The sequence below is a fragment of the Streptomyces sp. NPDC047002 genome (assembly GCF_040704505.1).
Classification (GTDB): domain Bacteria; phylum Actinomycetota; class Actinomycetes; order Streptomycetales; family Streptomycetaceae; genus Streptomyces.
Genome location: NZ_JBEYWC010000038.1, coordinates 1 through 24,632 on the forward strand (window position 1 = coordinate 1; position 24,632 = coordinate 24,632).

25 protein-coding genes are annotated in these 24,632 nt (G+C 73.0%); 10 read left to right on the forward strand and 15 right to left on the reverse strand.

From position 1 onward, the window contains the following. Positions 1-103 precede the first annotated feature (103 nt). From hisF to hisD, 8 genes are read right to left on the reverse strand one after another with little or no spacing between them, the layout of a single operon-like run. A complete protein-coding gene (gene hisF / locus AB0910_RS27070; protein WP_366747272.1) occupies positions 104-859 on the reverse strand; it encodes an imidazole glycerol phosphate synthase subunit HisF in 756 nt (251 codons plus the stop codon). Further along, positions 856-1,284 carry a Rid family hydrolase gene (locus AB0910_RS27075; protein ID WP_366747273.1) on the reverse strand — a complete coding sequence of 143 codons (429 nt, stop codon included), beginning with the start codon at positions 1,282-1,284 and terminating at the stop codon, positions 856-858. The genes hisF and AB0910_RS27075 overlap by 4 nt, the downstream gene beginning before the upstream one ends. Then, entirely contained in the window at positions 1,281-2,015 is a 735-nt protein-coding gene (gene priA / locus AB0910_RS27080; RefSeq protein ID WP_366747274.1) for a bifunctional 1-(5-phosphoribosyl)-5-((5-phosphoribosylamino)methylideneamino)imidazole-4-carboxamide isomerase/phosphoribosylanthranilate isomerase PriA, read from the reverse strand. The genes AB0910_RS27075 and priA overlap by 4 nt, the downstream gene beginning before the upstream one ends. Continuing rightward, on the reverse strand, positions 2,015-2,650 hold the full coding sequence (gene hisH, locus AB0910_RS27085) for an imidazole glycerol phosphate synthase subunit HisH (protein ID WP_366747275.1): 636 nt from the start codon (positions 2,648-2,650) through the stop codon (positions 2,015-2,017). Before hisH ends, priA begins: the two co-directional genes overlap by 1 nt. Before the next feature lie 28 nt (positions 2,651-2,678). Continuing rightward, positions 2,679-2,846, reverse strand: coding sequence for a hypothetical protein (locus tag AB0910_RS27090; RefSeq protein ID WP_366747276.1), 168 nt, complete (start codon positions 2,844-2,846; stop codon positions 2,679-2,681). Between the two features lies 1 nt (position 2,847). Further along, positions 2,848-3,441, reverse strand: a complete 594-nt coding sequence (hisB, locus tag AB0910_RS27095; protein ID WP_366747277.1) for an imidazoleglycerol-phosphate dehydratase HisB — start codon at positions 3,439-3,441, stop codon at positions 2,848-2,850. Continuing rightward, positions 3,438-4,607, reverse strand: a complete 1,170-nt coding sequence (locus tag AB0910_RS27100; RefSeq protein WP_366747278.1) for a histidinol-phosphate transaminase — start codon at positions 4,605-4,607, stop codon at positions 3,438-3,440. Before AB0910_RS27100 ends, hisB begins: the two co-directional genes overlap by 4 nt. Beyond that, positions 4,604-5,935 carry a histidinol dehydrogenase gene (hisD, locus tag AB0910_RS27105; RefSeq protein WP_366747279.1) on the reverse strand — a complete coding sequence of 444 codons (1,332 nt, stop codon included), beginning with the start codon at positions 5,933-5,935 and terminating at the stop codon, positions 4,604-4,606. Before hisD ends, AB0910_RS27100 begins: the two co-directional genes overlap by 4 nt. Before the next feature lie 250 nt (positions 5,936-6,185). On the opposite strand from hisD, the gene AB0910_RS27110 reads away from it, so the two are divergent. Genes AB0910_RS27110 through ybaK form a run of 3 tightly spaced genes read left to right on the forward strand, consistent with a single transcriptional unit; the run spans position 6,186 to position 8,469 of the window. Next, entirely contained in the window at positions 6,186-7,190 is a 1,005-nt protein-coding gene (locus AB0910_RS27110) for a hypothetical protein (protein ID WP_366747280.1), read from the forward strand. 29 nt (positions 7,191-7,219) lie between these two features. Continuing rightward, positions 7,220-7,960 (forward strand): LON peptidase substrate-binding domain-containing protein, encoded by a 741-nt coding sequence (locus AB0910_RS27115; protein ID WP_366747281.1) that lies wholly within the window; start codon positions 7,220-7,222, stop codon positions 7,958-7,960. An 8-nt stretch (positions 7,961-7,968) separates the two neighbouring features. Continuing rightward, entirely contained in the window at positions 7,969-8,469 is a 501-nt protein-coding gene (ybaK, locus tag AB0910_RS27120) for a Cys-tRNA(Pro) deacylase (protein ID WP_366747282.1), read from the forward strand. A 91-nt stretch (positions 8,470-8,560) separates the two neighbouring features. On the opposite strand, the gene AB0910_RS27125 is transcribed toward ybaK, so the two are convergent. Next, on the reverse strand, positions 8,561-9,373 hold the full coding sequence (locus tag AB0910_RS27125) for a thioredoxin domain-containing protein (protein ID WP_366747283.1): 813 nt from the start codon (positions 9,371-9,373) through the stop codon (positions 8,561-8,563). Between the two features lie 107 nt (positions 9,374-9,480). Next, on the reverse strand, positions 9,481-10,182 hold the full coding sequence (locus AB0910_RS27130; protein ID WP_366747284.1) for a hypothetical protein: 702 nt from the start codon (positions 10,180-10,182) through the stop codon (positions 9,481-9,483). A 434-nt stretch (positions 10,183-10,616) separates the two neighbouring features. Between AB0910_RS27130 and dnaE the strand changes: the two genes are divergently transcribed. Further along, positions 10,617-14,156, forward strand: coding sequence for a DNA polymerase III subunit alpha (gene dnaE / locus AB0910_RS27135; protein ID WP_366747285.1), 3,540 nt, complete (start codon positions 10,617-10,619; stop codon positions 14,154-14,156). Between the two features lie 112 nt (positions 14,157-14,268). Here dnaE and AB0910_RS27140 read toward each other — a convergent pair whose 3' ends face one another. After that, entirely contained in the window at positions 14,269-14,439 is a 171-nt protein-coding gene (locus AB0910_RS27140; protein ID WP_366747286.1) for a hypothetical protein, read from the reverse strand. Positions 14,440-14,694: 255 nt separating this feature from the next. Here AB0910_RS27140 and AB0910_RS27145 point away from each other — a divergent pair, with 255 nt between their 5' ends. The 5 genes from AB0910_RS27145 (at position 14,695) to AB0910_RS27165 (ending at position 19,601) form a co-directional block, all read left to right on the forward strand. Next, on the forward strand, positions 14,695-15,948 hold the full coding sequence (locus tag AB0910_RS27145) for an NYN domain-containing protein (protein ID WP_366747287.1): 1,254 nt from the start codon (positions 14,695-14,697) through the stop codon (positions 15,946-15,948). A gap of 102 nt (positions 15,949-16,050) precedes the next feature. Then, on the forward strand, positions 16,051-16,935 hold the full coding sequence (locus tag AB0910_RS27150; protein WP_366747288.1) for a hypothetical protein: 885 nt from the start codon (positions 16,051-16,053) through the stop codon (positions 16,933-16,935). A 129-nt stretch (positions 16,936-17,064) separates the two neighbouring features. Then, entirely contained in the window at positions 17,065-18,036 is a 972-nt protein-coding gene (locus AB0910_RS27155) for an ABC transporter ATP-binding protein (protein ID WP_366747329.1), read from the forward strand. Between the two features lie 73 nt (positions 18,037-18,109). Next, the gene (locus tag AB0910_RS27160) at positions 18,110-18,910 is read left to right on the forward strand and encodes an ABC transporter permease (RefSeq protein ID WP_366747330.1); all 801 of its coding nucleotides are present in this window, start codon (positions 18,110-18,112) and stop codon (positions 18,908-18,910) included. Positions 18,911-18,974: 64 nt separating this feature from the next. After that, positions 18,975-19,601 (forward strand): DUF2567 domain-containing protein, encoded by a 627-nt coding sequence (locus tag AB0910_RS27165; protein ID WP_366747289.1) that lies wholly within the window; start codon positions 18,975-18,977, stop codon positions 19,599-19,601. 80 nt (positions 19,602-19,681) lie between these two features. Here AB0910_RS27165 and AB0910_RS27170 read toward each other — a convergent pair whose 3' ends face one another. Further along, a complete protein-coding gene (locus AB0910_RS27170; RefSeq protein WP_366747290.1) occupies positions 19,682-20,266 on the reverse strand; it encodes a dienelactone hydrolase family protein in 585 nt (194 codons plus the stop codon). A 50-nt stretch (positions 20,267-20,316) separates the two neighbouring features. Between AB0910_RS27170 and AB0910_RS27175 the strand changes: the two genes are divergently transcribed. After that, positions 20,317-21,453, forward strand: a complete 1,137-nt coding sequence (locus tag AB0910_RS27175; RefSeq protein ID WP_366747291.1) for a mechanosensitive ion channel domain-containing protein — start codon at positions 20,317-20,319, stop codon at positions 21,451-21,453. Between the two features lie 47 nt (positions 21,454-21,500). Here the strand turns inward: AB0910_RS27175 and AB0910_RS27180 are convergent, their stop codons facing one another. The 3 genes from AB0910_RS27180 to AB0910_RS27190 form a co-directional block, all read right to left on the reverse strand. Beyond that, entirely contained in the window at positions 21,501-23,087 is a 1,587-nt protein-coding gene (locus AB0910_RS27180) for a Na+/H+ antiporter (RefSeq protein WP_366747292.1), read from the reverse strand. Positions 23,088-23,209: 122 nt separating this feature from the next. Continuing rightward, a complete protein-coding gene (locus AB0910_RS27185; protein WP_366747293.1) occupies positions 23,210-23,686 on the reverse strand; it encodes a GNAT family N-acetyltransferase in 477 nt (158 codons plus the stop codon). Beyond that, positions 23,683-24,621: an RluA family pseudouridine synthase gene (locus tag AB0910_RS27190; RefSeq protein WP_366747331.1), complete on the reverse strand. Its 939-nt coding sequence runs from the start codon at positions 24,619-24,621 to the stop codon at positions 23,683-23,685. The genes AB0910_RS27185 and AB0910_RS27190 overlap by 4 nt, the downstream gene beginning before the upstream one ends. Positions 24,622-24,632 lie beyond the last annotated feature (11 nt).

Below are 24,632 nucleotides of genomic sequence, written 5' to 3' on the forward strand. Positions count from 1 at the left end.
GTCGGCATCCCGCTCGACGAGTACCGGCGCGTCCTGCCGGGGCTGCGCAACTGCGCGGTGACGGAGGTGCGGATGCGGCTCACGGTCCGCCCCGCCGCGCCGGTCAGCGCACCGGGTGTCCGGCCTCGCGCAGGGCCGACTTGACCTCGCCGACGCGCAGGTCGCCGAAGTGGAAGACCGAGGCGGCGAGCACCGCGTCGGCGCCCGCGGCGACGGCGGGGGCGAAGTCGCCGAGCCGGCCCGCGCCGCCCGAGGCGACGACGGGCACGGTGACCCGCGCGCGCACCGCGGCGATCATCTCCGTGTCGTAGCCGTCCTTGGTGCCGTCGGCGTCCATGGAGTTGAGCAGGATCTCGCCCGCTCCGAGCCCTGCGGCGCGCTCGGCCCACTCGACGGCGTCGATGCCGGTGCCGCGGCGCCCGCCGTGCGTGGTGACCTCGAAGGTGCCTGCGGGCGTGCGGCGCGCGTCGACGGAGAGCACGAGCACCTGGCGGCCGAACCGCTGCGCGATCTCCCTGATCAGCTCGGGCCGCGCGATGGCCGCCGTGTTCACGCCGACCTTGTCCGCGCCCGCGCGCAGCAGCCGGTCCACGTCGTCGGCGGTGCGCACGCCGCCGCCGACGGTGAGCGGGATGAAGACCTGCTCGGCGGTGCGCCGCACCACGTCGTACGTGGTCTCGCGGTCGCCCGACGACGCGGTGATGTCGAGGAACGTGAGTTCGTCCGCGCCCTCGGCGTCGTAGAGCTTCGCCATCTCGACGGGGTCGCCGGCGTCGCGAAGGTTGCGGAAGTTGACGCCCTTGACGACCCGGCCGGCGTCGACGTCGAGGCAGGGGATCACGCGTACGGCGACGCTCACGCGGCCGCTCCGCCGTCCGGCGCGCGGAACGCCTCGACCTCCACCTCGACGGCGAGGCTCGGGTCGACGAACCCGGCGACGGCGAGCACGGAGGCGGCAGGGCGCACCGCGTGGAACAGCTCGCGGTGGGCGCGCCCGACGTCGTCCGCGTCCCTGCTGTGGGAGATGTACATCCGGGTGCGGACGACGTCGACCGTGTCGAGGCCGAGTTCGCGCAGGGCGCTGATCGCGACGCCGAAGGCCGTCTTCGCCTGCTCGTACGGGCTGCCGTCGGCGATCCTGCCGTCCACGACGGACGTGCAGCCGGAGACGAGCACCAGGCCGTTCGGCAGGCGGACGGCGCGGGAGTAGCCGTACGCCTCCTCCCAGGGGCCGTCCGTCGCGAGCCTGCGCACCCCTGCGGGTGTCTCCTCGATCCGGGTCACTTGGCCACCACCGCGAGCGCCTCCTCCAGTGTGAACGCCTTCGCGTAGAGCGCCTTCCCGATGATGGCGCCCTCGACTCCCTCGGGGACGAGCGAGCCGAGCGCGCGCAGGTCGTCGAGGCTCGAGACGCCGCCGGACGCGACCACGGGCCGGTCGGTGGCCTTGCAGACGCCGCGCAGGAGGTCCAGGTTGGGGCCCTTGAGGGTGCCGTCCTTGGCGATGTCGGTGACGACGTAGCGCGCGCAGCCCTCGGAGTCGAGCCGGGCGAGCGTCTCGTAGAGGTCGCCGCCGTCGCGGGTCCAGCCGCGGCCGCGCAGGGTGGTGCCGCGCACGTCGAGGCCGACGGCGACGCGGTCGCCGTGGGCGGCGATGACACGGGCCACCCACGCGGGGTTCTCCAGCGCGGCGGTGCCGAGGTTGACGCGGGTGCAGCCGGTGGCGAGCGCCGCGGCGAGGGTGTCGTCGTCGCGGATGCCGCCCGAGAGCTCGACCTTGATGTCCACGGTGGCGGTGACCTCGGCGAGCAGGGCCCGGTTGTCGCCGGTGCCGAACGCGGCGTCCAGGTCGACCAGGTGCAGCCACTCGGCGCCCGCCGACTGCCAGGCGAGAGCGGCCTGGAGGGGGGATCCGTACGAGGTCTCGGTGCCCGACTCGCCGTGCACGAGGCGTACGGCCTGGCCGTCGCGCACGTCGACGGCGGGGAGGAGTTCGAGCGTGGAAGTGGACGGCATCACAGGGTTCCGATCCAGTTGGTCAGCAGCTGGGCTCCGGCGTCGCCGGACTTCTCGGGGTGGAACTGGGTGGCCCACAGGGCGCCGTTCTCCACGGCGGCGACGAACGGCTCGCCGTGGGTGGCCCAGGTGACCCTGGGGGGCCTGATGCGGGGGTTGGTGGTCTGGAGCGTCCAGTCGTGCACGGCGTAGGAGTGGACGAAGTAGAAGCGCGCGTCGGCGTCGAGCCCGGCGAACAGCTCGCTGTCGGCGGGGGCCCGCACGGTGTTCCAGCCCATGTGCGGGACCACGTCGGCCTTGAGCGGCCCGACGGTGCCGGGCCACTCGTCGAGCCCCTCGGCCTCGACGCCGTGCTCGATGCCGCGCTCGAAGAGGACCTGCATGCCGACGCAGATGCCGAGCACGGGGCGGCCGCCTGCCAGCCTGCGGCCGACGATCCAGTGGCCGCGGGCCGCGGTCAGGCCCGCCATGCAGGCGGAGAAGGCGCCGACGCCGGGCACCAGCAGCCCTTCTGCGTTCATGGCGCGGTCGTAGTCGCGGGTGATCTCGACGTCGGCGCCGGCCCGTGCGACGGCGCGCTCGGCGGAGCGCACGTTGCCGAAGCCGTAGTCGAAGATCACGACCTTCTTGCTCATGCCGTGCCTCCGGCCGCGAGGGCGCCCGTCATGTCCACAGCCCCTGGATGCGCAGTATCCCGGCGGCCAGGCAGAACACCGAGGAGAGCGCGAGCAGCACGATCACGCCGACGGGGAGCTTCTGCTTGATGAAGGAGTAGACGCCGCCCGCGAGGAAGAGGCCCACGAGGATCAGGACGGTGTTGAGCCCGGTCATGTCAGAGGGCGCCCTTCGTGGAGGGAAGGATGCCGACCGCGCGCGGGTCGCGCTCCGAGGCGTACCGCAGGGCCCTGGCGAGCGCCTTGAACTGGCACTCCACGATGTGGTGCGCGTTGCGCCCGTACGGCACGTGGACGTGCAGGGCGACCTGGGCCTGGGCGACGAAGGACTCCAGGATGTGCCGGGTCATCGTCGTGTCGTACGAGCCGATCATCGGCGCCATCGACTCGGGCTCGGTGTGCACCAGGTAGGGGCGGCCCGAGAGGTCCACGGTGACCTGGGCGAGGGACTCGTCGAGCGGGACGGTGCAGTTGCCGAAGCGGTAGACGCCGACCTTGTCGCCGAGGGCCTGGCGGAACGCGGCGCCGAGCGCGAGCGCCGTGTCCTCGATGGTGTGGTGCGAGTCGATGTGCAGGTCGCCCTCGGTCTTGACCGTCAGGTCGAACAGGCCGTGCCTGCCGAGCTGGTCCAGCATGTGGTCGAAGAACCCGACGCCCGTCGCGACCTCGACGCGCCCGGTGCCGTCGAGGTCGATCTCGACGACGACGGAGGTCTCCTTGGTACTGCGCTCGACTCGGCCGATGCGACTCATCCGCTCTGCTCCTTCTTGAGATCGCGCACCGCGTCGAGGAACGCGTCGTTCTCGGCGGGGGTGCCCGCGGTGACGCGGAGCCTGCCCGGCACGCCGTTGTTCCGGACGATCACTCCGCGGTCGAGGATGTGCTGCCACGCGGCCTGCGCGTCCTCGAAGAGGCCGAACTGCACGAAGTTCGCGTCGGAGTCCGTGACCTCGAACCCGAGTGCCCTCAGTTCCTCGACCAGCCGGTCCCGCTCGGTCTTCAGCTGCTCGACGTACCCGAGCAGGGTATCGGTGTGCTCCAGGGCGGCGAGCGCGGTGGCCTGGGTGACGGCGGAGAGGTGGTACGGAAGGCGCACCAGCTGCACGGCGTCGACCACGGCGGGGTCGGCGGCGAGGTAGCCGAGCCTGAGCCCGGCGGCGCCGAACGCCTTCGACATGGTGCGCGAGACGACGAGGTTCGGCCGGCCTTCGAGCAGCGGCAGCAGCGAGGGGTGGTGGCTGAACTCCGCGTACGCCTCGTCCACGACGAACAGCGAGGGCCTGGCGCGCTGCGCCGCCTCGTACAGCGCGAGGACGGTGGCGGCGTCCACCGCGGTGCCCGTGGGGTTGTTGGGCGTGGTGACGAACACGACGTGCGGGCGGTGCTCCGCGATCGCGGCGGTGGCCGCCCCGACGTCGATGGTGAAGTCCTCGTGGCGCGGCCCGGAGAGCCAGCCGGTGGTGGTGCCGCGCGCGATGAGGCTGTGCATCGAGTACGAGGGCTCGAAGCCGAGCGCGGTGCGGCCGGGGCCGCCGAAGGCCTGGAGGAGCTGCTGGAGGATCTCGTTGGACCCGTTGGCCGCCCAGACGTGCGCGGCGGTCAGGGGGTGGCCGCCGGTGCGGGTGAGGTAGGCGGCGAGCGCGCCGCGCAGTTCGAGCGCGTCGCGGTCGGGGTAGCGGTTGAGGCCGCGGGCGACCGCGCGTACCCGCTCGGTGATCCGGTCGACCAGCGCCTCGGGCAGCGGGTACGGGTTCTCGTTGACGTTGAGCTGGACGGGCACGTCGGGGTGCGGCGCGCCGTACGGGGACTGGCCGCGCAGCTCGTCGCGCAGGGGCAGGTCGTCCATGCTGACGGCGCTGCTGCTGCCGGTGGCACCGGTGGGGCGCGGCTGCCGGGCTTCCGGGGTCGTACGGGTCACTTCTGGGGCACCTTCCACCCGAACCTCGCCTTGAGCGCCGCGCCGTGCGCGGGCAGGTCCTCCGCGTCGGCGAGCGCCACCACGTGGTGGGTGACCTCGGCGAGCGCGTCGCGCGTGTAGTCCACGACGTGGATGCCGCGCAGGAACGACTGGACGGACAGGCCCGAGGAGTGGCAGGCGCAGCCGCCGGTCGGCAGGACGTGGTTGGAGCCGGCCGCGTAGTCGCCGAGCGAGACCGGCGCGTAGGGGCCGACGAAGACCGCGCCCGCGTTGCGCACCCGGGCGGCGACCGCGGCGGCGTCCGCGGTCTGGATCTCCAGGTGCTCGGCCGCGTACGCGTCGACCACGCGCAGCCCGTCGTCGAGCGAGTCGACGAGGACGAGCGCGGACTGCCGGCCGGCGAGCGCGGGCCTGATCCTGGCCTCGGCGTGCCGGGCCGCGGCGACCTGCGGCACGAGCTCGGCCTCGACGGCGTCGGCGAGCACGGCGGAGTCCGTGACCAGGACGGCCGCGGCCATCGGGTCGTGCTCGGCCTGGCTGATCAGGTCGGCCGCGACGTGCACCGGGTCGGCGGTCGCGTCGGCGAGCACGGCGATCTCGGTGGGGCCCGCCTCTGCGTCGATGCCGACGACGCCCTTGAGGAGGCGCTTGGCCGCCGCGACGTAGATGTTGCCCGGGCCCGTGACCAGGTCGACCGGGCGGCAGCCGGCGGGGCCCGGGACGCCGTACGCGAACATGGCGACCGCCTGGGCGCCGCCCGCCGCGTACACCTCGTCGACGCCGAGCAGGGCGCAGGCGGCCAGGATGGTGGGGTGCGGCAGACCGCCGAAGGCCGCCTGGGCGGGCGAGGCCACGGCGATGCCGTCGACGCCCGCCTCCTGGGCGGGCACGACGTTCATCACCACGGAGGACGGGTAGACCGAGAGGCCGCCCGGGACGTAGAGGCCGACCCGCTCGACGGGCACCCAGCGCTCGGTGACGGTGCCGCCCGGCACGACCTGCGTGGTGGTGTCGGTGCGCCGCTGGTCGCGGTGGACGAGGCGGGCCCTGCGGACGGACTCCTCGAGGGCGGCCCGCACCGCGGGGTCGAGCGCGTCGAGCGCGCGGCCCAGGGCCTCGGCGGGCACGCGCAGGGAAGCGGGGCGGCCGTCGCCGAACTTCTCGCCCCACGAAAGGACCGCCTCCGCGCCGCGATGGCGTACGTCCTCGCAGATGGGCCGCACCTTCTCCAGGGCGGCTTCCACGTCGAACTCGGCACGGGGCAGCAGGGCACGCAGGGCGCCACCCTCGGGGAGGGCGTCGCCGCGCAGGTCGATTCGTGAGATCACGGGACCAATTCTCGCAGACCCCGGCGGGCCGTCGGCCGCCCGTATCAATGGGTGATATGGGGCGTGCGCGCGGTGGCGGGGCGGGTGGGGCCAGGGGCCCGACCCCACCCCCGGCCACCCGTCACATCACCCACAGTCACCAGCGGTCACTCTTTCTTTACCGCCTCTTGACGCCGGAGGGCACAACCCTCCCGCCGTGAACGAAAGCTTCACATATCCCCACTGGCGCGTCCGCGACCTGCGGTTTTGAATGGTCCGCACCATGTCTTTGCTTCGCGCTCTGATCAGCACCGCGCGTATGGTCAGGCACACACCGCGGCTCGCGGCGGGGCTGCCGCCGGACGACGCGGTCCTCCTCGACGCCCCGGAGGGGCCGCTCGCGCCCGCGCTGCTGTCCGCGGCGCTCGGCGAGTACGAGGACGCGGCCAAGCTGCTCGCGACCACCCGCGAGGGCGGCGAGTGGGAGAGCCGTGACCGCTATGTGATGAAGCTCGCGGTCTTCGCGAGCCGGCGCGACGGGTGGCTCACCGACTGGCTGCGCGCCGCGCCGGGGGACCCGGACGCGCTGGTCGTCGGCGCGGAGCTGGCCGTGCGCAGGGCCTGGGAGTCGCCCGCGCGCGCCGAGCTGCTGCGGGACGCGGGCCCGCTGATCGACGCGGCGGCGGACGGCGACCCGCGCGACCCCGTGCCCTGGCGCATCGCGCTGGACCACGCGCGCGGCACGCACGCCCCGCACAGCCACTTCGAGGAGCTCTGGGCGCAAGTGGTGCGGCGCAGCGCGCACCACTACGGCTGCCATGTCTCTGCGCTGCTCTTCCTGTCCGCGCAGTGGTACGGCTCGCACCGCGAGTGCCTGGACTTCGCGGAGGGCGCGGCACGCCGCGCGCTGCCCGCCTCGCTGGTGCGGACGCTGCCCGCGCGCGCCGCCTTCCAGCAGCTGCTCGACTGCGCGCCCTCGCCGGTGCAGGCCGACCGGATCGACCGGGCGGCCGACCTGGCGATCGACCTGTCGGGCCGCTACCGCGCCGGCGACCCGTGGCCCGCCGAGGCGCGCAACCTGCTGGCGTACGTCCTCGTGCGGCGCGGGCGGTGGGCCGAGGCGCTCGACCAGTTCCGGATGATCGGCCCGTACGCGACGTCCTTCCCCTGGACCCGCCTCAGCGAGGACCCGCTGCGGGAGTTCCTCGAAACGAGGGACGAGGTGCGCCTCCAGGTGGCCTCCGGAATGCCTTTGTGCCACAGACCTGGTCGGTGAGGGCGCTTCGCCCACTAGGCTTGACGGTCGTGACCACGGCGACCCTCCCCCTGTTCCCGCTCAACGCGGTGCTGTTCCCCGGCCTCGTCCTGCCGCTGAACGTCTTCGAGGAGCGCTATCGCGCGATGATGCGGGAGCTCCTCAAGTCCGACGACCCCGAGGCGCGGCGCTTCGTCGTCGTCGCGATCCGCGACGGGCACGAGGTCGCTGTGACCTCCCCCGGCATGCCGGACCCGACGTCCGTGCCGGAGCGCGGCCCTTCGGCCGGCTTCGGCGACGCGCCGCTCGACTCGTTCCACACCGTGGGCTGCGTGGCGGACGCGGCCACCATCAGAGAGCGGCCCGACGGCAGCTTCGAGGTGGTGGCGACCGGCACCACCCGCGTACGGCTGCTGTCGGTGGATTCCTCGGGGCCCTATCTGACGGCCGCGGTCGAGGAGATCCCCGAGGAGGCGGGCGAGGGCGCGGACGCGCTGGCCGAGGGCGTCCTGCGGGCCTTCCGCACCTATCAGCAGCGCCTGGCGGGCGCCAGCGAGCGCAGCCTGCCGGACGACGGCGAGCTGCCGGGCGAGCCGCCGGTGGTGTCGTACCTGGTCGCCGCGGCCGCGATGCTGGACGTGCCGGCCAAGCAGCAGCTCCTTGAGGCGACGGACACGGCGTCAAGGCTCCGCCAGGAGCTCAAGCTGCTGCGCGCCGAGACCGCCGTCATCAGGAAGCTGCCCTCGCTGCCTGCGACGGACCTGACGACCAACCCGACGCACCTGAACTGACCGGCCGGATGGCGAAGAAGCAGAGGAGGGGCGGCGGAGGCGGCACCCCCGCCACGACCGCGCTGGCGTCCGCGGGCGCCGCGTACACCCTGCACGCGTACGAGCACGACCCGGCGGCCCCGAGCTACGGCGAGGAGGCGGCCGAGGCCCTGGGCGTGCCGCCGGAGCGGGTGTTCAAGACGCTGGTGGCCGAGGTCGACGGCGCGCTGACGGTCGCGGTGGTCCCGGTGACGGGGCAGCTCGACCTGAAGGCGCTTGCGTCGGCGGTCGGCGGCAAGCGCGGGGCGATGGCGGACCCGGCGGCGGCCGAGCGCGCCACCGGCTATGTCAGGGGCGGCATCTCGCCGCTGGGGCAGCGGCGCGCCCTGCCGACGGTGCTCGACGCGTCGGCGCGCGCGCATCCGACGGTCTACGTGTCGGCGGGCCGCAGGGGCCTTGAGGCGGAGCTCGCGCCCGGGGTGCTCGCGGAGCTCACGTCCGCGGTGGTCGCGCCGGTGGCGCGGCCGTAGGAGCGGCGCGGGGGTGCGGGCCAGGCCCGCACCCCTGGGGTCCTGGCCCGCACCCCGGTCCTGGGGCCCGGCCCGTACCGCCGCTGCCCGGCTACTTCAGCGCGGGCGCGACGACCGAGTCGAACTGGTCCTGGGTGAGCGGCGGGTTCTGGCTGCCGGAGACCGTGAGGGCCTTGCCGTCGACCTTGAAGGTCGGCGTGGCGGTGTAGCCGTCCTTGTTGAACTTGGCCGCCATCTTCAGCGCCCAGGCGTCGAACGTGCCGTCCTTGACGTCCTTCTGGAAGGCGGCGTTGCCCTTGAGCGCGGGGACGGTGTCGGCGATCTTGATGAGGTAGTCGTCCGACTTGAACTTGTCGTCGTTCTCGTCCGGGTGGAACGTGGACGAGTACATGGCGGCCTTGTACTGGAGGAAGGCGTCGGGGCTGACGTTGAGCGCCGCGCCCAGGGCCGAGAGGCCGTTCTTCGAGCCCTGGCCGTTGTCGTGGTCGTCGATGAAGTCGGCGCCCACGTACTGGAGCTTGTACTTGCCCGCGTCGACGTCCTTGTGGATCGTCGTGCCGAAGGCGTTCTCGGCCTGCATGCAGATCGGGCAGCGCGGGTCCTCGGCCTCGACCAGGGTCTTCTTGGCGGTGGACTTGCCGATGACGACGGTGGTGCCGTCGGTGCCCGAGGTGTTCTTGGGGGCGACGACCTTGGTGGTCTTCGCCGCGGCCTCCCAGGCGGAGGGCTTGTTCGAGTTGTGCACCAGCAGGACGACGCCCGCGGCTATCGCGAGGACGACGACGCCGGAGCCCGCCACGATGGACTGCTTGCGGATCTTGTCGCGCTTGGCCTGCTTCTCGCGCTCGGCGCGCAGGCGCTCCCGTGCGGCGGCCTTGTTGGCGGCGTTGTTGCGTGCGCTCATGGGGGTTTCACTCCGTGTGAGGGCACCCGTCGCTCGACGGGTGGGGAGGGGCATTGCGGACGGGAAGAGACGGAAGACAAGGGTGGGGAAACGGGCCGGGCCCGTGCTCAGGCGATGCCGAGCACGGTCACGGGCGGTCCCCTCCGTCCGACGGAGTGGGTCAGGAGGCGGCCGGCTCCGGGCCGCGGCGGGCGGGCCGCCCTGCGGTGCGGGACCCTCGGGGCGGCGTGCGCCGCCCCGGTGGCCGCGCGGACGGCCAGCAGCAGCGGCCGGAAGGCGAAGGCCGCGACGGTCAGGACGAGCCCAAAGACCGCGCGCTCGCCGCGCCGCAGCCAGGCCGCGGCGAGCAGACCGGTCGCCACGTGGACGGCGAGCAGCAGCCAGGGCAGCCACGGGCGGTCCGACGAGGCGAGGAGCGCGGCGGCGGGCGACTGGGGCCCGCCGACCGCGGCGACGCCCGGGAGGTGGGCGCCCACGGGGTGCCCGCACAGGACGTCGAAGCCCACCGAACGCAGGGAGCCGGTGACGGGACCGCCGACCGGGCCGTAGCAGACCTGCTGGCCCGTGGTGAAGACGGTGTCGGCCGCCAGTTCGAGCGGGACGAGCAGGGCGGCGATGCCCCCGTACCCGCGCTCGCGGCCCGCGAGGGCGTAGGCCGCGCAGAAGACCGCGCAGGTCAGCGCGGCGAGCACGGACAGCGGCAGCGCCGAGCGCGACAGCAGCACGTGGGAGCCTGCGGACAGCGTCACGACGAGCGCCGTGAAGAGTGCTGCCCGCGCGGCTCGCAGCTGCGTCGCGGATATGTCCATCGGTCCCGAGTGTGCCATGGGAGCCCGTCAGGAGGATCTAAAGGTTTCCGAACCGATACGGGCGCCCGGCCGCACCCGTAGCCGCCGGCACGCACGCAGCCCGCCCGGACGCCGGGCCCTGCCCCGCACGGACCGCGGAGCCGCGGGGCCCCGCAGGGCGGCAGGGCCCGCACGGACCGCGGGCCGCAACGCCCGGCTGTCCGGCCGCACTCGTACGCGCCCGCACGGACGAGGGGCCGCGGCGCCGTGGGCCGCCACGCCCGGCGCCCGGCCGCCCGCCGTCCCCCGAGGGCTCGCGCCGGGGGCGCGGGATGCGGCGCGCGGGCGGTCGGCTGTCGGTGCCGGGTCGTAGACTCCACGGCGTCGGCGGAGTCCGCTGTGCCGGGATCCGCCGAGATCCACCGTGATCCGCGCCCGCTGCTGGAGGCCCCACCGTGACCAAGCCGCCGTTCACGCATCTGCACGTGCACACCCAGTACTCCCTGCTGGACGGTGCCGCGCGGCTGTCGGACATGTTCACCGCCGCCAAGGACATGGGCATGTCGCACATCGCGATGACGGACCACGGCAATCTCCACGGTGCGTACGACTTCTTCCACCAGGCGAAGAAGGCCGAGGTCACGCCGATCATCGGCATCGAGGCGTATGTGGCGCCCGCCTCCCGCAAGCACAAGCGCAAGATCCAGTGGGGCCAGCCGCACCAGAAGCGCGACGACGTCTCGGGCTCCGGCGGCTATACGCACAAGACGATCTGGGCGGCGAACGCGACGGGATTGCACAACCTCTTCCGGCTGTCGTCCGACGCGTACGCGGAGGGCTGGCTGCAGAAGTGGCCCCGCATGGACAAGGAGACCATCGCCAAGTGGTCGGAGGGGCTCATCGCCTCCACCGGCTGCCCCTCGGGCGAGCTCCAGACCAGGCTGCGCCTCGGCCAGTACGACGAGGCGCTCAAGGCGGCCTCGGAGTACCAGGACATCTTCGGCAAGGACCGGTACTTCCTGGAGCTGATGGACCACGGCATCGACATCGAGCACCGGGTGCGCGACGGGCTGCTGGAGATCGGCAAGAAGCTCGGCATCCCGCCGCTGGTGACCAACGACTCGCACTACACGTACGCGCACGAGGCGACCGCGCACGACGCGCTGCTGTGCATCCAGACCGGCAAGAACCTCTCCGACCCCGACCGCTTCCGCTTCGACGGCACCGGCTACTACCTCAAGTCGACCGACGAGATGTACGCGATCGACTCCTCGGACGCCTGGCAGCAGGGGTGCGCCAACACCCTCCTGGTCGCCGAGCAGATCGACACGACCGGCATGTTCGAGAAGCGCGACCTGATGCCGAAGTTCGACGTGCCCGAGGGCTTCACCGAGGTCACCTGGTTCCAGGAGGAGGTGAAGCGCGGCATGGCCCGCCGGTATCCGGGAGGAGTCCCCGACGACCGGCAGAAGCAGGTCGAGTACGAGATGGACATCATCATCCAGATGGGGTTCCCCGGGTACTTCCTCGTGGTCGCCGACTTCATCATGTGGGCCAAGAACAACGGCATCGCGGTGGGCCCCGGCCGGGGTTCCGCGGCCGGCTCGATCGTGTCGTACGCGATGGGCATCACCGACCTCGACCCGATCGAGCACGGGCTGATCTTCGAGCGGTTCCTCAACCCCGAGCGCATCTCCATGCCCGACGTCGACATCGACTTCGACGAGCGCAGGCGCGTCGAGGTCATCAGGTACGTGACGCAGAAGTACGGCGCCGACAAGGTCGCCATGATCGGCACGTACGGCAAGATCAAGGCGAAGAACGCCATCAAGGACTCGGCGCGCGTGCTGGGCTACCCGTACGCGATGGGCGACCGGCTCACCAAGGCCATGCCGGCCGACGTCCTCGGCAAGGGCATCGAGCTCAACGGCATCACCGACCCGAAGCACCCGCGCTACGGCGAGGCGGGCGAGATCCGCGGGATGTACGAGAACGAGGCGGACGTCAAGAAGGTCATCGACACCGCGAAGGGCGTCGAGGGCCTGGTGCGGCAGATGGGCGTGCACGCGGCCGGCGTGATCATGTCCAGCGAGACGATCACGGACCACGTCCCGGTCTGGGTGCGCCACACGGATAACGTGACCATCACGCAGTGGGACTACCCGAGCTGCGAGTCGCTCGGCCTGCTGAAGATGGACTTCCTCGGCCTGCGCAACCTCACGATCATGGACGACGCCGTCAAGATGGTGAAGTCCAACAAGGGCAGGGAGCTCGACCTCCTCGCCATCCCGCTGGACGACCCGAAGACGTACGAGCTGCTGTGCAGGGGCGACACGCTGGGCGTCTTCCAGTTCGACGGCGGGCCGATGCGGTCCCTGCTGCGGCTGATGAAGCCCGACAACTTCGAGGACATCTCCGCCGTCTCGGCCCTGTACCGCCCGGGCCCGATGGGCATGAACTCGCACACGAACTACGCGCTCCGCAAGAACGGCCAGCAGGAGATCACGCCGATCCACCCCGAGCTGGAGGAGCCGCTGCGGGAGGTCCTCGGCCTCACGCACGGCCTGATCGTCTACCAGGAGCAGGTGCAGAAGGCCGCGCAGATCGTCGCGGGCTACTCGCTCGGCGAGGCCGACATCCTGCGCCGCGTGATGGGCAAGAAGAAGGCCGACGAGCTCGCGAAGAACTTCGTCCTCTTCCAGGCGGGCGCGCGCAAGAACGGCTATTCGGACGAGGCGATCCAGGCGCTGTGGGACGTGCTGGTCCCGTTCGCGGGCTACGCCTTCAACAAGGCGCACTCGTCCGCGTACGGCCTGGTCACGTACTGGACGGCGTATCTCAAGGCGAACTACCCGGCCGAGTACATGGCGGCGCTGCTGACGTCGGTGAAGGACGACAAGGACAAGTCGGCCGTCTACCTCAACGAGTGCCGCCGCATGGGCATCAAGGTGCTCCCGCCGAACGTCAACGAGTCGCAGCCGAACTTCGCCGCCCAGGGTGACGACGTGATCCTGTTCGGCCTGACGGCCGTGCGCAACGTCGGCCAGAACGTGGTGGATTCGATCATCCGCTGCCGCAAGGCGAAGGGGAAGTACGCCTCGTTCCCCGACTTCCTCGACAAGGTCGAGGCCGTGGTGTGCAACAAGCGCACGGTCGAGTCGCTGATCAAGGCGGGCGCTTTCGACGAGATGGGCCACACCCGCAAGGGTCTCGTCGCGCACCACGAGCCGATGATCGACAACGTGGTGCAGGTCAAGCGCAAGGAGGCCGAGGGTCAGTTCGACCTGTTCGGCGGCATGGGCGACGAGCAGTCCGACGAGCCCGGCTTCGGACTCGACGTCGAGTTCTCGGACGTCGAGTGGGACAAGTCGTACCTGCTCGCGCAGGAGCGGGAGATGCTCGGCCTGTACGTCTCCGACCATCCGCTGTTCGGCCTTGAGCACGTCCTGTCGGACAAGGCGGACGCCGGCATCGGCCAGCTCACCGGCGGCGACTTCGGGGACGGCGCCGTCGTCACCGTCGGCGGCATCATCTCGGGCCTCCAGCGCAAGATGACCAAGCAGGGCAACGCCTGGGCGATCGCCACCGTCGAGGACCTGGCGGGCTCGATCGAGTGCATGTTCTTCCCGGCGACGTACCAGCTGGTGTCGACGCAGCTGGTGGAGGACACCGTGGTCTTCGTCAAGGGCCGCCTCGACAAGCGCGAGGACGTGCCGCGCCTGGTCGCCATGGAGATGCAGGTCCCCGACCTGTCGAACGCGGGCACCAACGCACCGGTGACGATCACGATCCCCACGGTGCGCGTCACCCCGCCGATGGTGAGCAGGCTCGGCGAGATCCTCGGCAGCCACCGGGGCAACTCGGAGGTGCGGATCAAGCTCCAGGGCGCCCGCAAGACCACCGTGCTCCGGCTCGACCGGCACCGGGTGCAGCCCGACCCCGCGCTGTTCGGCGACCTGAAGGTGCTGCTCGGCCCGTCCTGCCTGGCAGGCTGAGCAGGCTGCTCGCACGCGCCGAGGGGCGCGCCCGCACGGTGCGGGCGCGCCCCTCGCGCACTCCCGGTACGGCCCGCGCCGCGCGCGGCGCTCTCCGGGTGGGCGCGGCGCGTCAGTTGTGGCCGAAGCGCTTCTGCCGCTTGCCGTGCGGCGCGGTGTCGGGGGCCGTGAACCTGGCCTGCTCCGCCTCCGTCATCTTCTCGGCGACCGGCGTCTTCGCGGTGGCCGCCGCGTGCTCGGTGGCCTGCGGCCTACTTCGGTCGCGGTTGCGGTTCTTGGCCATGGTGTGCCTCCTGGAGGGTCTCGGTGCCAGGGCCGTTGTCAGACTCACATGACCGGAAAAAAGCCGCATTTTGGATCATTGCCGTGCGTAGTGATGCCTTGTCACAGGGGGTTGCGGGCGGTACGCCACGCCGAAGATCCAGTTCGGAACCTTAAGGCACCCTTCGTCGGGCAGACTCGAACCGAACCCCTGCCCCTCCCGATCCGAGGTTCCCGAGAGAACCCGTGGCCCCGATCCCGAGGTTCCCGAAAGAAGGTGGAACACGTGGACCGCTGCGTCGTCCTGGTGGACGCCGGCTATCTGCTGGGCGCCGCCGCGAGTCTCCTCGCCGGAGAACCCGCACGCTCCCGCATCACCGTCGACCACTCCGCCCTGATCAGGGGCCTTCGCGAACGTGCGGAACAGGAGACGCAGCAGCCGCTGCTCCGCATCTACTGGTTCGACGGGGCGCCCGACCGCGTCCCCCAGCCGGAGCACCGCAGGCTCCGCGTGATGCCCCGGGTGACGGTCAGGCTCGGCGCCCTGACCCGCAGCGACGGGCGGTGGGCGCAGAAGGGCGTGGACGCCGCGATGCACGCGGAGCTGACCGAGCTGGCCAGGAACCGCGCCTGCTCCGACATCGTGCTGGTCACCGGCGACGGCGACCTGCTGCCCGGGCTGATGTCGGCGAAGGAGCACGGGGTCGCCGTGCACCTGTGGGCCGTCCAGGCGGCCGACGGCGACTACAACCAGTCGGAGGATCTCGTCGCTGAGGCCGACGAGCGCCGGGTGCTCGACCGCGACTGGATCACCCGCGCCGTGCGCGCGAAGGACCTCGGCGTCTGCCCGCCCGCCCCGGCCACCCGCCCCGACATCGCCGCGATCCTCGCCGCGCCGCTGCCCGAGTCCGTGCCGGACGGCTCCGGGCACCGCGGCGGGCAGCGGGAGACGCCCCGCAACGGAACGGCGCCACGCCCCGAGGCCGAGCCCGACGGGTCCGAGGAGAGCCGGCCCGCGGGCAAACCGGGCGTGCCTACCCCGAAGGACCTGGCCGACCTGCGCGGCCCGCTCGGCCAGCCGGCTCCCCAGCAGCCGGTGGGCGCGACGCTGCGCTGGTCCTCCGACAGGGGCTGGGTGGTGCGCCCGGGCTCAGGCGCCGCGGGCGAGCCCCCGGAGACGGCGTCGCTGCCCACCCTGGCGCAGCTCACCAGCGCCGAGCAGCGCTGGGCCGACCGCGAGGAGGACATCACCACGGTGAGCGGCGACCCCTTCGAGGTCGGGCAGGTCTTCGCCCGCCGCTGGATGGAGCGGCTGCCGGCCGAGGACGGCCATGTCGCCACGCTGGCCACGCTCTACCCGCGCATCCCCCACCGCATCGACGGCGAACTCCTGCGCTACGCGGCCCGCTTCGGCCTGCTCGCCCACAAGGACGACCAGATCGACGAGCACGACAGGTACGCGATCCGCGCGGGCTTCTGGCGCGAGATCGACATCACCACGGCCGCAGGGCACCCGTCGGAACAGAACTGACCGCCGCGCGCGGCCCGTTCCCGCGCATCCGGCTCCCCCTCACCCGGGCGGCGCTACTCTGGGCTCCTCACCGCCGGACGGACGGTGGAGAACGGGGCGGTCATGATGCAACCCGATGCGGAGGAGCCGGCCCCCGGCCGGGCGCAGCCCCCCGCGCAGCCCTCACCCGCACCGGACGAGCCGGCGGACATCCGCGCACGTCTGCGGACCGGGTACGAACGGCTCGACGACGACTCCCTCACCCCCGCGGAGCGGGACGCGGTCGCGTGGGAGATCTCCGCTCTCGAAGCCCGGAGGAGCGCCGTCGAAGACCGGTCGCACGGCGACCTGTTCCCAGCGCAGCAGAACTTCTACGTGAGCGGCGGCGCGAACGCCGTCATTCACACGGGCGGCGGCAACGTCCAGGACCCGGAGCTCTCCCAGCAGCCGCCGGCACCCGGTGCCCAGCAGCCGGCCGCCCCGCAGCCGACCCCGGCTGACCGGCGTCTCGCCTGGCACTTCTCGTACGCGGACCGGATCCTGCGGCACTACACGGCGCTGTTCTGGGTGGGCCTCGCCCTGGTCGTGTGCGGCGGGGCGCTGGCGCTCGGCAGCGCGATCTACAGCGTCGCGCACCCCGGCGACTTCGCGGCCCGCGCGACGCAGGGCTCGGTCGGCGCGCTGTTCGGCGTGGCGGGGACGCTGATGAGCCGCAAGGCCCGCGAGAAGGAGCAGCAGGTGGCGGAGGCGGCGAGGGCCAACGACGCCAGGATCGCCGAGGACGAGCGCTTCGACCGGGCGACCGCGCTCCTCGAACGGCTCGACGATCCCTCCCTCAGGGAGAAGGCCAGGATGGTCGCCGCCATGAAGCAGCTCGACATCCCGGTGGCCGACGACGTCATGACCCACCTCCTCGGCGCGGCGTCCCCGCCTCCGCCTCCGCCCACCGAGCTGCCCGCGCCGCCCCGCCGGGACACCGCCCCCGAGGACCCCGGGACACCCGCCTGAAACCGCCCCCGGAAACCCCGTCCCCGCACGCGCACGGCGGGAGAGGGGGCTTGAACTGGGAGCTCGGACAGCGGGGAGAGGCTGAAGGCCCGCAGAACCCGGTCTGTAGGGTTGTCCCTCGTGAGTACGGTGTGCGAGGTGCGCGGTCTGGTGAAGACGTACCCCGCCGCGCGCGGTCGCCGTGGGGCTCCGGGCACGCCGGAGGTGCGCGCCACCGACGGGATCAGCCTGCGGGTGCGGCGCGGTGAGGTCTTCGGGCTGCTCGGTCCCAACGGCGCGGGCAAGTCCACCCTCGTACGGCAGCTCACCGGCCTGATGCGGCCCGACGCCGGCACGGTAGACGTGCTCGGCCACGACCTGGTGCGCCACCCGGAGCGTGCGTCCCGGCTGATCGGCTACCTCGGCCAGGAGTCCACCGCGCTCGACGAGCTGACGGTGTCGCTCGCGGCCGAGACCACGGGCAGGCTGCGCGGCCTGCCGCTGAGGGCGGCGCGCGCCGAGCGCGACGCGGTCATCGCCGAGCTGGGGCTCGGGGAGCTCGCGGGCAGGCCGCTGAAGAAGCTCTCGGGCGGCCAGCGGCGGCTCGCCTGCTTCGCCGCCGTGCTGGTCGGCGAGCGGCCGCTGCTGGTGCTCGACGAGCCGACCACCGGCATGGACCCCGTCGCACGGCGCGCGGTGTGGGCCGCGGTCGACCGGCGGCGCGCCGAGCGCGGCACGACGGTGCTGCTGGTGACGCACAACGTGATCGAGGCGGAGACCGTGCTCGACCGGGTCGCGGTGCTCGAACGCGGCCGCGTCATCGCCTGCGACACGCCCGCGGGCCTCAAGCAGCAGGTCGCGGGCGAGGTACGGGTGGAGCTCGTGTGGCGCGAACGGGCGCCGCTCGACGTGCCCGAGGTGGCGGCGCTGCGCGGCTTCGCGCAGGAGTCGGGGCGCCGCTGGGTGCTGCGGCTCGCGCCGGACGAGGCGCGCGCCGCTGTCGCCGCGGTGACCGGGGGCGCCGCCTTCGCGGCGCTCGACGACTTCACACTGGCGACGCCGAGCCTGGAGGACGTCTACCTGGCGCTCGGCGGCCGGACGAACGGGCTGGTGAAGGCATGAGGGGTGACACGGTGTGAGCGTTCTGCCCACGGAGTCCGCAAAAGCGGGCACCGCCCTGGGGGCCGTACGGGACCTGCGGGGCCCGGGCCCCGCGCGCGAGGCGGCGGCGGGCGCGCACCCCGCGCCGCTCGCACCGCGTGCCAGGCTGCTGCCCTCCCTGGCCGCGGTGTACCGGGCGCAGCTGTCGCGTGCCCGGGTGGCGCGGATCCCGCTGCTGTTCGTCGCGACGTTCCAGTCCGTCGGGATCATGGTCCTGATGCGGGGCGTGGTGGACGGCGGCCCGGGCGCGCGGGCCGTGGTCTCCGGGTCGAGCGTGCTGGTGGTGGCGTTCGTCGCGCTGAACCTGCTGGCGCAGTACTTCGGCCAGCTGCGGGCGAGCGGCGGCCTCGACCACTACGCGACGCTGCCGGTGCCGCCGGCCGCCGTGGTGCTGGGCGCCGCGGGCGCGTACGCCTCGTTCACCGTGCCGGGCACGGCCGTGACGGCGGTCGTCGGCAGCGCGCTGTTCCAGCTGCCGCTGAGCCATCTGTGGGTGCTCGCCGCGGTGATCCCGCTCGCGGGGGCCGCGCTCGCGGGCCTGGGCGCCGCCTTCGGGCTGCTGGCGCCGCGGCAGGAGGTCGCGACGCTGCTGGGGCAGCTCGGCATGTCGGCGGCGCTGCTGCTCGGCGTGCTGCCCGCCGACCGGCTGCCCGAGCTGATCCGCTGGGCCCGTGACCTGCTGCCCTCCACGTACGGGGTGGAGGCGCTCGCCGGCACGTTCGACGCGCGGCCCGACTGGTCGGCCGTGGGGCTCGATCTGACGGTGTGCGCCGCGGTCGGCGTGGTGTCGCTCGCCGTGGCGACCTGGGCGTACCGCAGGGCCGCCGTCCGCTGACCCGGCTCGCCCGGCCGCCCGCCCTGCCGCGGCGGCGCACAGGCATGTTTGGCACGATGGCACGGTGAACGCACCGTTGCCGCCTCCCCACCGCCCGTCCCCGGACCCCTGGCAGCAGCCGGAGGCCGCGCAGGGCGGCGCCCCCTGGCCGCCCGACCGTCCCGGTGGCCCCGGTACGAGAGCGGAGCTGGCGCAGGCCGCCCTGGTGCTGGTCGCCACGGCCGCGTGCGGGCTCGTGCTGGGCGCGCTGTGGGCGTGGCTCGCGCCGAAGGTGCCGCTGACCTCGGACAGCTCCGCCGTCCTGCTCAAGGACGTGGAGGGCGAGGAGGCGATCGGCGGTGACGGCACGTTCGTGCTGCTCGCGCTGGCGTTCGGCGTGGTGAGCGCGCTCGTGGTGTTCCTGTGGCGCAGGCACGGCGGGGTGCCCCTGGTGTTCGGGCTCGCCCTGGGCGGCGTCGCGGCTTCGCTGGTCGCGTGGAAGTTCGGGCAGCTGCTCGGCCCGACGACCGACGTGGTCGCGCACGCCAAGCAGGCGGGCAGGGGCCACACCTTCGACGCGCCCCTCGAACTGGGCATGAAGGGCGCGCTGCTGGCCTGGCCGGTGGCCGCGATGCTGGTCCACCTGGGCCTGACGGCCTTCTTCGGACCGCGCGACCCCGAGCCCCCGGAGGACTGGAACCCCCCGGCCTGACGCGCCTCTCCCCGCCCAGGGCGGCTCCGGAGGCCGGGCCCGTACGAGCCGGACGCCCCGGAGCCCGCGAGCCAATACAGCTAGTGCCGCTCCCCGGCGATGTCGGCGAGGAAGGCGGTCGCCAGCTGCCAGGTCTCCTCCGTGGCCGCCTCGTCGTAGTCGGTGAACCCGGAGTCCGTGTACAGGTGGCCGACGCCCGGGTAGCGGAAGACCTCCACATCGGCGCCTGCGGAACGCATCCGCAGGTACCAGGCCGTCAGCCAGTCGTGCGGCTCGAACACGTCGGGGTCCGCCACATGGAGCTGCACCGGCAGGTCGTCCACCGCCGCGCCGTCCGCGATGTCGGACGTGCCGTGCAGCAGGAGCAGCCCGCGCGCCCGCTCGTCACCGAGCGCGAGGTTCTGGGCGATCGCCCCGCCGAGCGAGAAGCCCGCGTAGACGAGGCCCCCGTCGGAGTGGGGCGCCGCGGCGGCCACCGCGCGGCGCAGCAGCTCGTCCGCGCCGGTCTTCTCCTTGATCGCGAGCCCCTCGTCCATGGTCGTGGCGGTTTGCCCGTCGTAGAGGTCGGGCACGCGCACGGAATGCCCGGCCGCGCGCAGCCGGTCGGCCGCCTCGTGGACGGCCGGGCGCAGGCCGAGGGCCGAATGGAACAGCATGATCTCCATCCGGCCATCCTCCCATCCGCACCCGCACGCCATCCGACGACGAGGGGATCATGAACGAGGCACTGCGACCACTGATCGTGCTCGGCGGCTCGGTCGCCCTGACCCTGCTGCTGGGCTGGGGCGCGGACGTCGTGCTGCGGCGGCTCGACGAGCGGCACCGCGAGACCCCGCTGTGGGGGCTGCTGCGCCGGTGCCGCGTCCCGCTCCAGGTGGTGCTGCTCGCCGCGCTGCTGCGCGGCAGCTACCGCCAGACCCGCTGGGCGTTCATCGTGCACCACGAGAACCGCATCGGGCAGTTGCTCTCCCTGGTGCTGATCGCCGCGGGCGCCTGGCTGCTGATCCGGATCGTGTCCGCGGCCGTGGAGTCCTCGTACGCGCGCTACGCCTCGTCGACCCGCGATCCGATGCGGGTGCGCCGCGTACGCACCCAGGTTCTGCTGATCATGCGGATCGTGACGGCCGTCGTGGTGGTCGTGGCGGTCGCGGCGATGCTGCTGACCTTTCCCGACATGCGGGCGATCGGCACGTCGATGCTGGCGTCCGCGGGCATCATCGGCATCGTCGCCGGTGTGGCCGCGCAGTCGACGCTCGGCAACCTGTTCGCCGGCTTCCAGATCGCGTTCGGCGACATGGTGCGGATCGGCGACACCGTGGTGGTGGACGGCGAGTGGGGCGTGATCGAGGAGGTCACACTCACCTATCTGGCGGTGCGGACCTGGGACGAGCGCCGCATCACCATGCCGGTGTCGTACTTCACCAGCAAGCCGTTCGAGAACTGGTCGCGCGGCGGCGCGCAGATGACCGGCACCGTCTTCCTCCAGCTCGACCACACGGCTCCGGTGCAGCTCATGCGGCAGAAGATGCTGGAGATCCTCCGGGCCACCGACGCGTGGGACGGCCGCGGCTGGAGCCTCGCCGTCACGGACACCACGCCGACGTCGATCGAGGTGCGGGCCGTCGTGACGGCGAAGGACGCCGACGACATCTGGACCGTGCGGTGCGCGGTGCGCGAGCAGCTGATCGCCTGGCTGGTCGACCACCACCCGTACGCGCTGCCCCATGTGGCCACGGCGTCCGCGCCCGCGCCGCACGAGACCCGCTTCCCCGAAGCGGACGGCGTGCCCACGCCCCGGCTGCGGTCCACCACCGGCCGCCGCACCGCGCAGCCCGACACCGGCCGCGGCTGACCCGCCCGCCGCACCGGCGGCTCAGCGCACAGGCGGCACGCCGCGGCTCAGCGCATCGAGCGCACGTCGAGGTGGCGCAGCACCCGGTCCACGACCTCCGGGTCGGAGCCGGGCTCGCTGCGCGCCGACAGCACCTCGTGGCGCGCGGCCGACATCATGTCCCGCTGGACCCGCCGCAGCGTCTGCACGTACGCGATCCTGCGCGCGAACCACTCCCTGCGCTCGTCGTCGACGACGAACGGGCTGATCCGCGCGCCGATGTCGAAGGCCGTACGGGTCAGCCGCTCGCTGATCTCGTCCGGCAGGTCCTCGACGCTCTCGATCTCCTTGAGCCGGTGGCGCGCCGCACGCGCGGCCCGCACCGCGAGGTCGTGTTCGAGCTTGCGTTCCGCGTCCGCGTCCGCGGTGACGCCGAGCCGCCGCACCAGCCAGGGCAGGGTGAGGCCCTGGACCACCAGGGTCGCCATGATCACCGCGAAGGCGATGAAGACGATCTCGTCGCGGCCGGGGAACGGGCGCCCGTCGTCCGTGGTGAGCGGCACGGCGAGGGCCAGCGCGACGGACGCCACGCCCCGCATCCCCGACCACCACATGACAACGCTCTCGCGCCAGCTCATCGGGATCTCCTCGTCGAGGTCGCGCAGCCGGTGCAGCTTCTTCGCCGCCCAGGCGGCGGGCAGCAGGTACAGCAGCCGCACGACCACCACGACGCCGACGATCGCCGCGCCCCACACCACCAGCTGGGTCTCGTGGCCCTGACCCATGTGGAAGGCGTTGTGCAGTTCGAGCCCGATCAGGCCGAACGCGACCCCGGTGACCAGCGTGTCCACGATCTCCCAGAAGGAGTTCCCCGCGAGGCGGCCCATGACGTCGTCGGCGTCGGCGGTGTGCTCCGCGAGGAACAGGGCCGTCGTGAGGACCGCGAGCACGCCAGAGCCGTGCAGCTCCTCCGCGAGCACGTACGCGACGAACGGCACGAGCAGCGTCATGCCGACCTGGAGCGTCGCGTCGCCGAGCAGCGACATCAGCTTGTTGGACACCCAGCCCAGGGCGAGGCCGACCGCGACGGCGACCACCGCGGAGAGCACCAGCTCGCCCGCGGCCGCCGGCCAGGAGAAGCTGCCGCTGACCACCGCGGCGATCGCCGCGTGGTAGATCACGATCGCGGTGACGTCGTTGAACAGGCCCTCGCCCTCCAGGATGGAGACGAGCCGCCTGGGCAGCCCCAGCGACCCGGCGACGGCGGTCGCCGCGACCGGGTCGGGCGGCGCGACCAGCGCGCCGAGCGCGACCGCGGCGGCGATGGGCAGGCCGGGCACGATCGCGCCCGCGACGGCGGCGACAGCCGCTGTGGTGAGGAACACCAGCGCCACGGCGAGCAGGAAGATCGGCCGCTTGTTGGCGGCGAACTGCCGCCAGGAGGTGCGCTGCACCGCCGCGTAGAGCAGGGGCGGCAGCAGCAGCGGCAGGATGTACTGCGGCGGCACCTGCACGTTCGGCACGAACGGCAGCAGCGCGAGCACAACCCCGACCAGCGTCATCAGGACGGGCGAAGGAAGCCCGATCCGGTCGCCCAGGGGAACCGTCACCACCGCGCCGAGCAACAGCGCGAAAAGCAGCGCCAACTGGTCCACGGATACGCCTCCGACAGGTGATCATGGCCGCCTGTGACCAGGCCGCCCCAGCGTGCCACGCGGGGGCCGCCGACCGGCGGCGCGCCCCGCCAGGGGGCGCGGCACCGCCGCGGCCCCCGCCCTCACAACTCCCGGCGCATCGACCGGTGCGGGATGCCCGCGTCGAGGAACTCCTCGCCGTACGGGGCGTAGCCGAGGCGCTCGTAGAAGCCGAGCGCGTGGGCCTGCGCGTGCAGGTCGACGGCGCCGAGCCCGGCGGCGCGCGCCGCGTCCTCGATGCCGCGGACCAGGGCGGCGCCGATGCCGAGCCCGCGCGCCGTGGACCTGACGGCGAGCCGGCCGAGGGCGCCCACCCGCGGGTCGCCACCGGTCACGTCGGCCGCGCCGGGCCCGTGCAGCAGCCGCCCGGTGCCGATCGGCGTGCCGTCGTCGGCGACGGCGAGCACGTGGAGCGCGTCGCCGTCCCTGCCGTCGAGGTCGATGTCCTCCGCTATGCCCTGCTCCAGGCGGAAGACCTCCTTGCGCACGGCGAGGCAGGCCTCCAGGTCGGCGGCGTCCCGCGCGAGCCGCACGGTGCACGGCGCGGCGGCGCCGCTCATGCGTTGCTCTCCTCGCGCACGGTGTCGAGCGCGCCCTGGAGGTCCGCCGGGTAGTCGCTCGCGAACTCGACCCAGCCGCCGTCCGCGGGGTGCTCGAAGCCGAGGCTGACGGCGTGCAGCCACTGCCTGGTCAGGCCGAGCCGCTTGGCGAGCGTCGGGTCGGCGCCGTACGTCAGGTCGCCCACGCAGGGGTGGCGGTGCGCCGACATGTGGACGCGGATCTGGTGCGTGCGGCCGGTCTCCAGCTTGATGGTCAGCAGCGAAGCGGCGCGGAACGCCTCCATGAGGTCGTAGTGCGTCACCGACGGCTTGCCGTCCACGGTGATCGCCCACTTGTAGTCCGCCGTGGGGTGGCGGCCGATGGGCGCGTCGATCGTGCCGCTCATCGGGTCGGGCAGGCCCTGTACGAGCGCGTGGTAGCGCTTGTCGACCGTGCGCTCCTTGAACTGCCGCTTCAGCAGGGTGTAGGCGCGCTCCGACTTCGCCACGACCATCAGCCCCGACGTGCCGACGTCGAGCCGGTGCACGATGCCCTGCCGCTCGGCGGCGCCCGACGTGGAGATGCGGTAGCCGGCGGCGGCGAGCCCGCCGATGACGGTGGGACCGCTCCAGCCGGGGCTCGGGTGCGCGGCGACGCCGACCGGCTTGACGATCACGACGATGTCGTCGTCGTCGTGCACGATCTCCATGCCCTCGACGGGCTCGGCGACGAGCTGCACGGGCGCGGGCGCGCCCGGCATCTCGACCTCGAGCCAGGCTCCCGCCGTGACCCGGTCCGACTTGCCCACGAGGGCGCCGTCGACCTGCACCTTGCCCTGGGCGGCCAGCTCCGCCGCCTTCGTACGACTGAGCCCGAACACGCGCGCGAGGGCGGCGTCGACGCGCTCGCCCTCAAGGCCGTCGGGTACAGGGAGTGTTCTGATGTCCGGAATGATGGCCGTCCCGT

What these genes read in the sequence shown, in the direction of transcription:
- priA (WP_366747274.1), bottom strand. Translation starts at nt 2,015, where the DNA reads ATGCCGTCCACTTCCACGCTCGAACTCCTCCCCGCCGTCGACGTGCGC.
- hisH (WP_366747275.1), bottom strand. Translation starts at nt 2,650, where the DNA reads ATGAGCAAGAAGGTCGTGATCTTCGACTACGGCTTCGGCAACGTGCGC.
- AB0910_RS27090 (WP_366747276.1), bottom strand. Translation starts at nt 2,846, where the DNA reads ATGACCGGGCTCAACACCGTCCTGATCCTCGTGGGCCTCTTCCTCGCG.
- hisB (WP_366747277.1), bottom strand. Translation starts at nt 3,441, where the DNA reads ATGAGTCGCATCGGCCGAGTCGAGCGCAGTACCAAGGAGACCTCCGTC.
- AB0910_RS27110 (WP_366747280.1), top strand. Translation starts at nt 6,186, where the DNA reads ATGGTCCGCACCATGTCTTTGCTTCGCGCTCTGATCAGCACCGCGCGT.
- ybaK (WP_366747282.1), top strand. Translation starts at nt 7,969, where the DNA reads ATGGCGAAGAAGCAGAGGAGGGGCGGCGGAGGCGGCACCCCCGCCACG.
- AB0910_RS27125 (WP_366747283.1), bottom strand. Translation starts at nt 9,373, where the DNA reads ATGAGCGCACGCAACAACGCCGCCAACAAGGCCGCCGCACGGGAGCGC.
- AB0910_RS27130 (WP_366747284.1), bottom strand. Translation starts at nt 10,182, where the DNA reads ATGGACATATCCGCGACGCAGCTGCGAGCCGCGCGGGCAGCACTCTTC.
- AB0910_RS27140 (WP_366747286.1), bottom strand. Translation starts at nt 14,439, where the DNA reads ATGGCCAAGAACCGCAACCGCGACCGAAGTAGGCCGCAGGCCACCGAG.
- AB0910_RS27150 (WP_366747288.1), top strand. Translation starts at nt 16,051, where the DNA reads ATGATGCAACCCGATGCGGAGGAGCCGGCCCCCGGCCGGGCGCAGCCC.
- AB0910_RS27170 (WP_366747290.1), bottom strand. Translation starts at nt 20,266, where the DNA reads ATGGAGATCATGCTGTTCCATTCGGCCCTCGGCCTGCGCCCGGCCGTC.
- AB0910_RS27175 (WP_366747291.1), top strand. Translation starts at nt 20,317, where the DNA reads ATGAACGAGGCACTGCGACCACTGATCGTGCTCGGCGGCTCGGTCGCC.
- AB0910_RS27185 (WP_366747293.1), bottom strand. Translation starts at nt 23,686, where the DNA reads ATGAGCGGCGCCGCCGCGCCGTGCACCGTGCGGCTCGCGCGGGACGCC.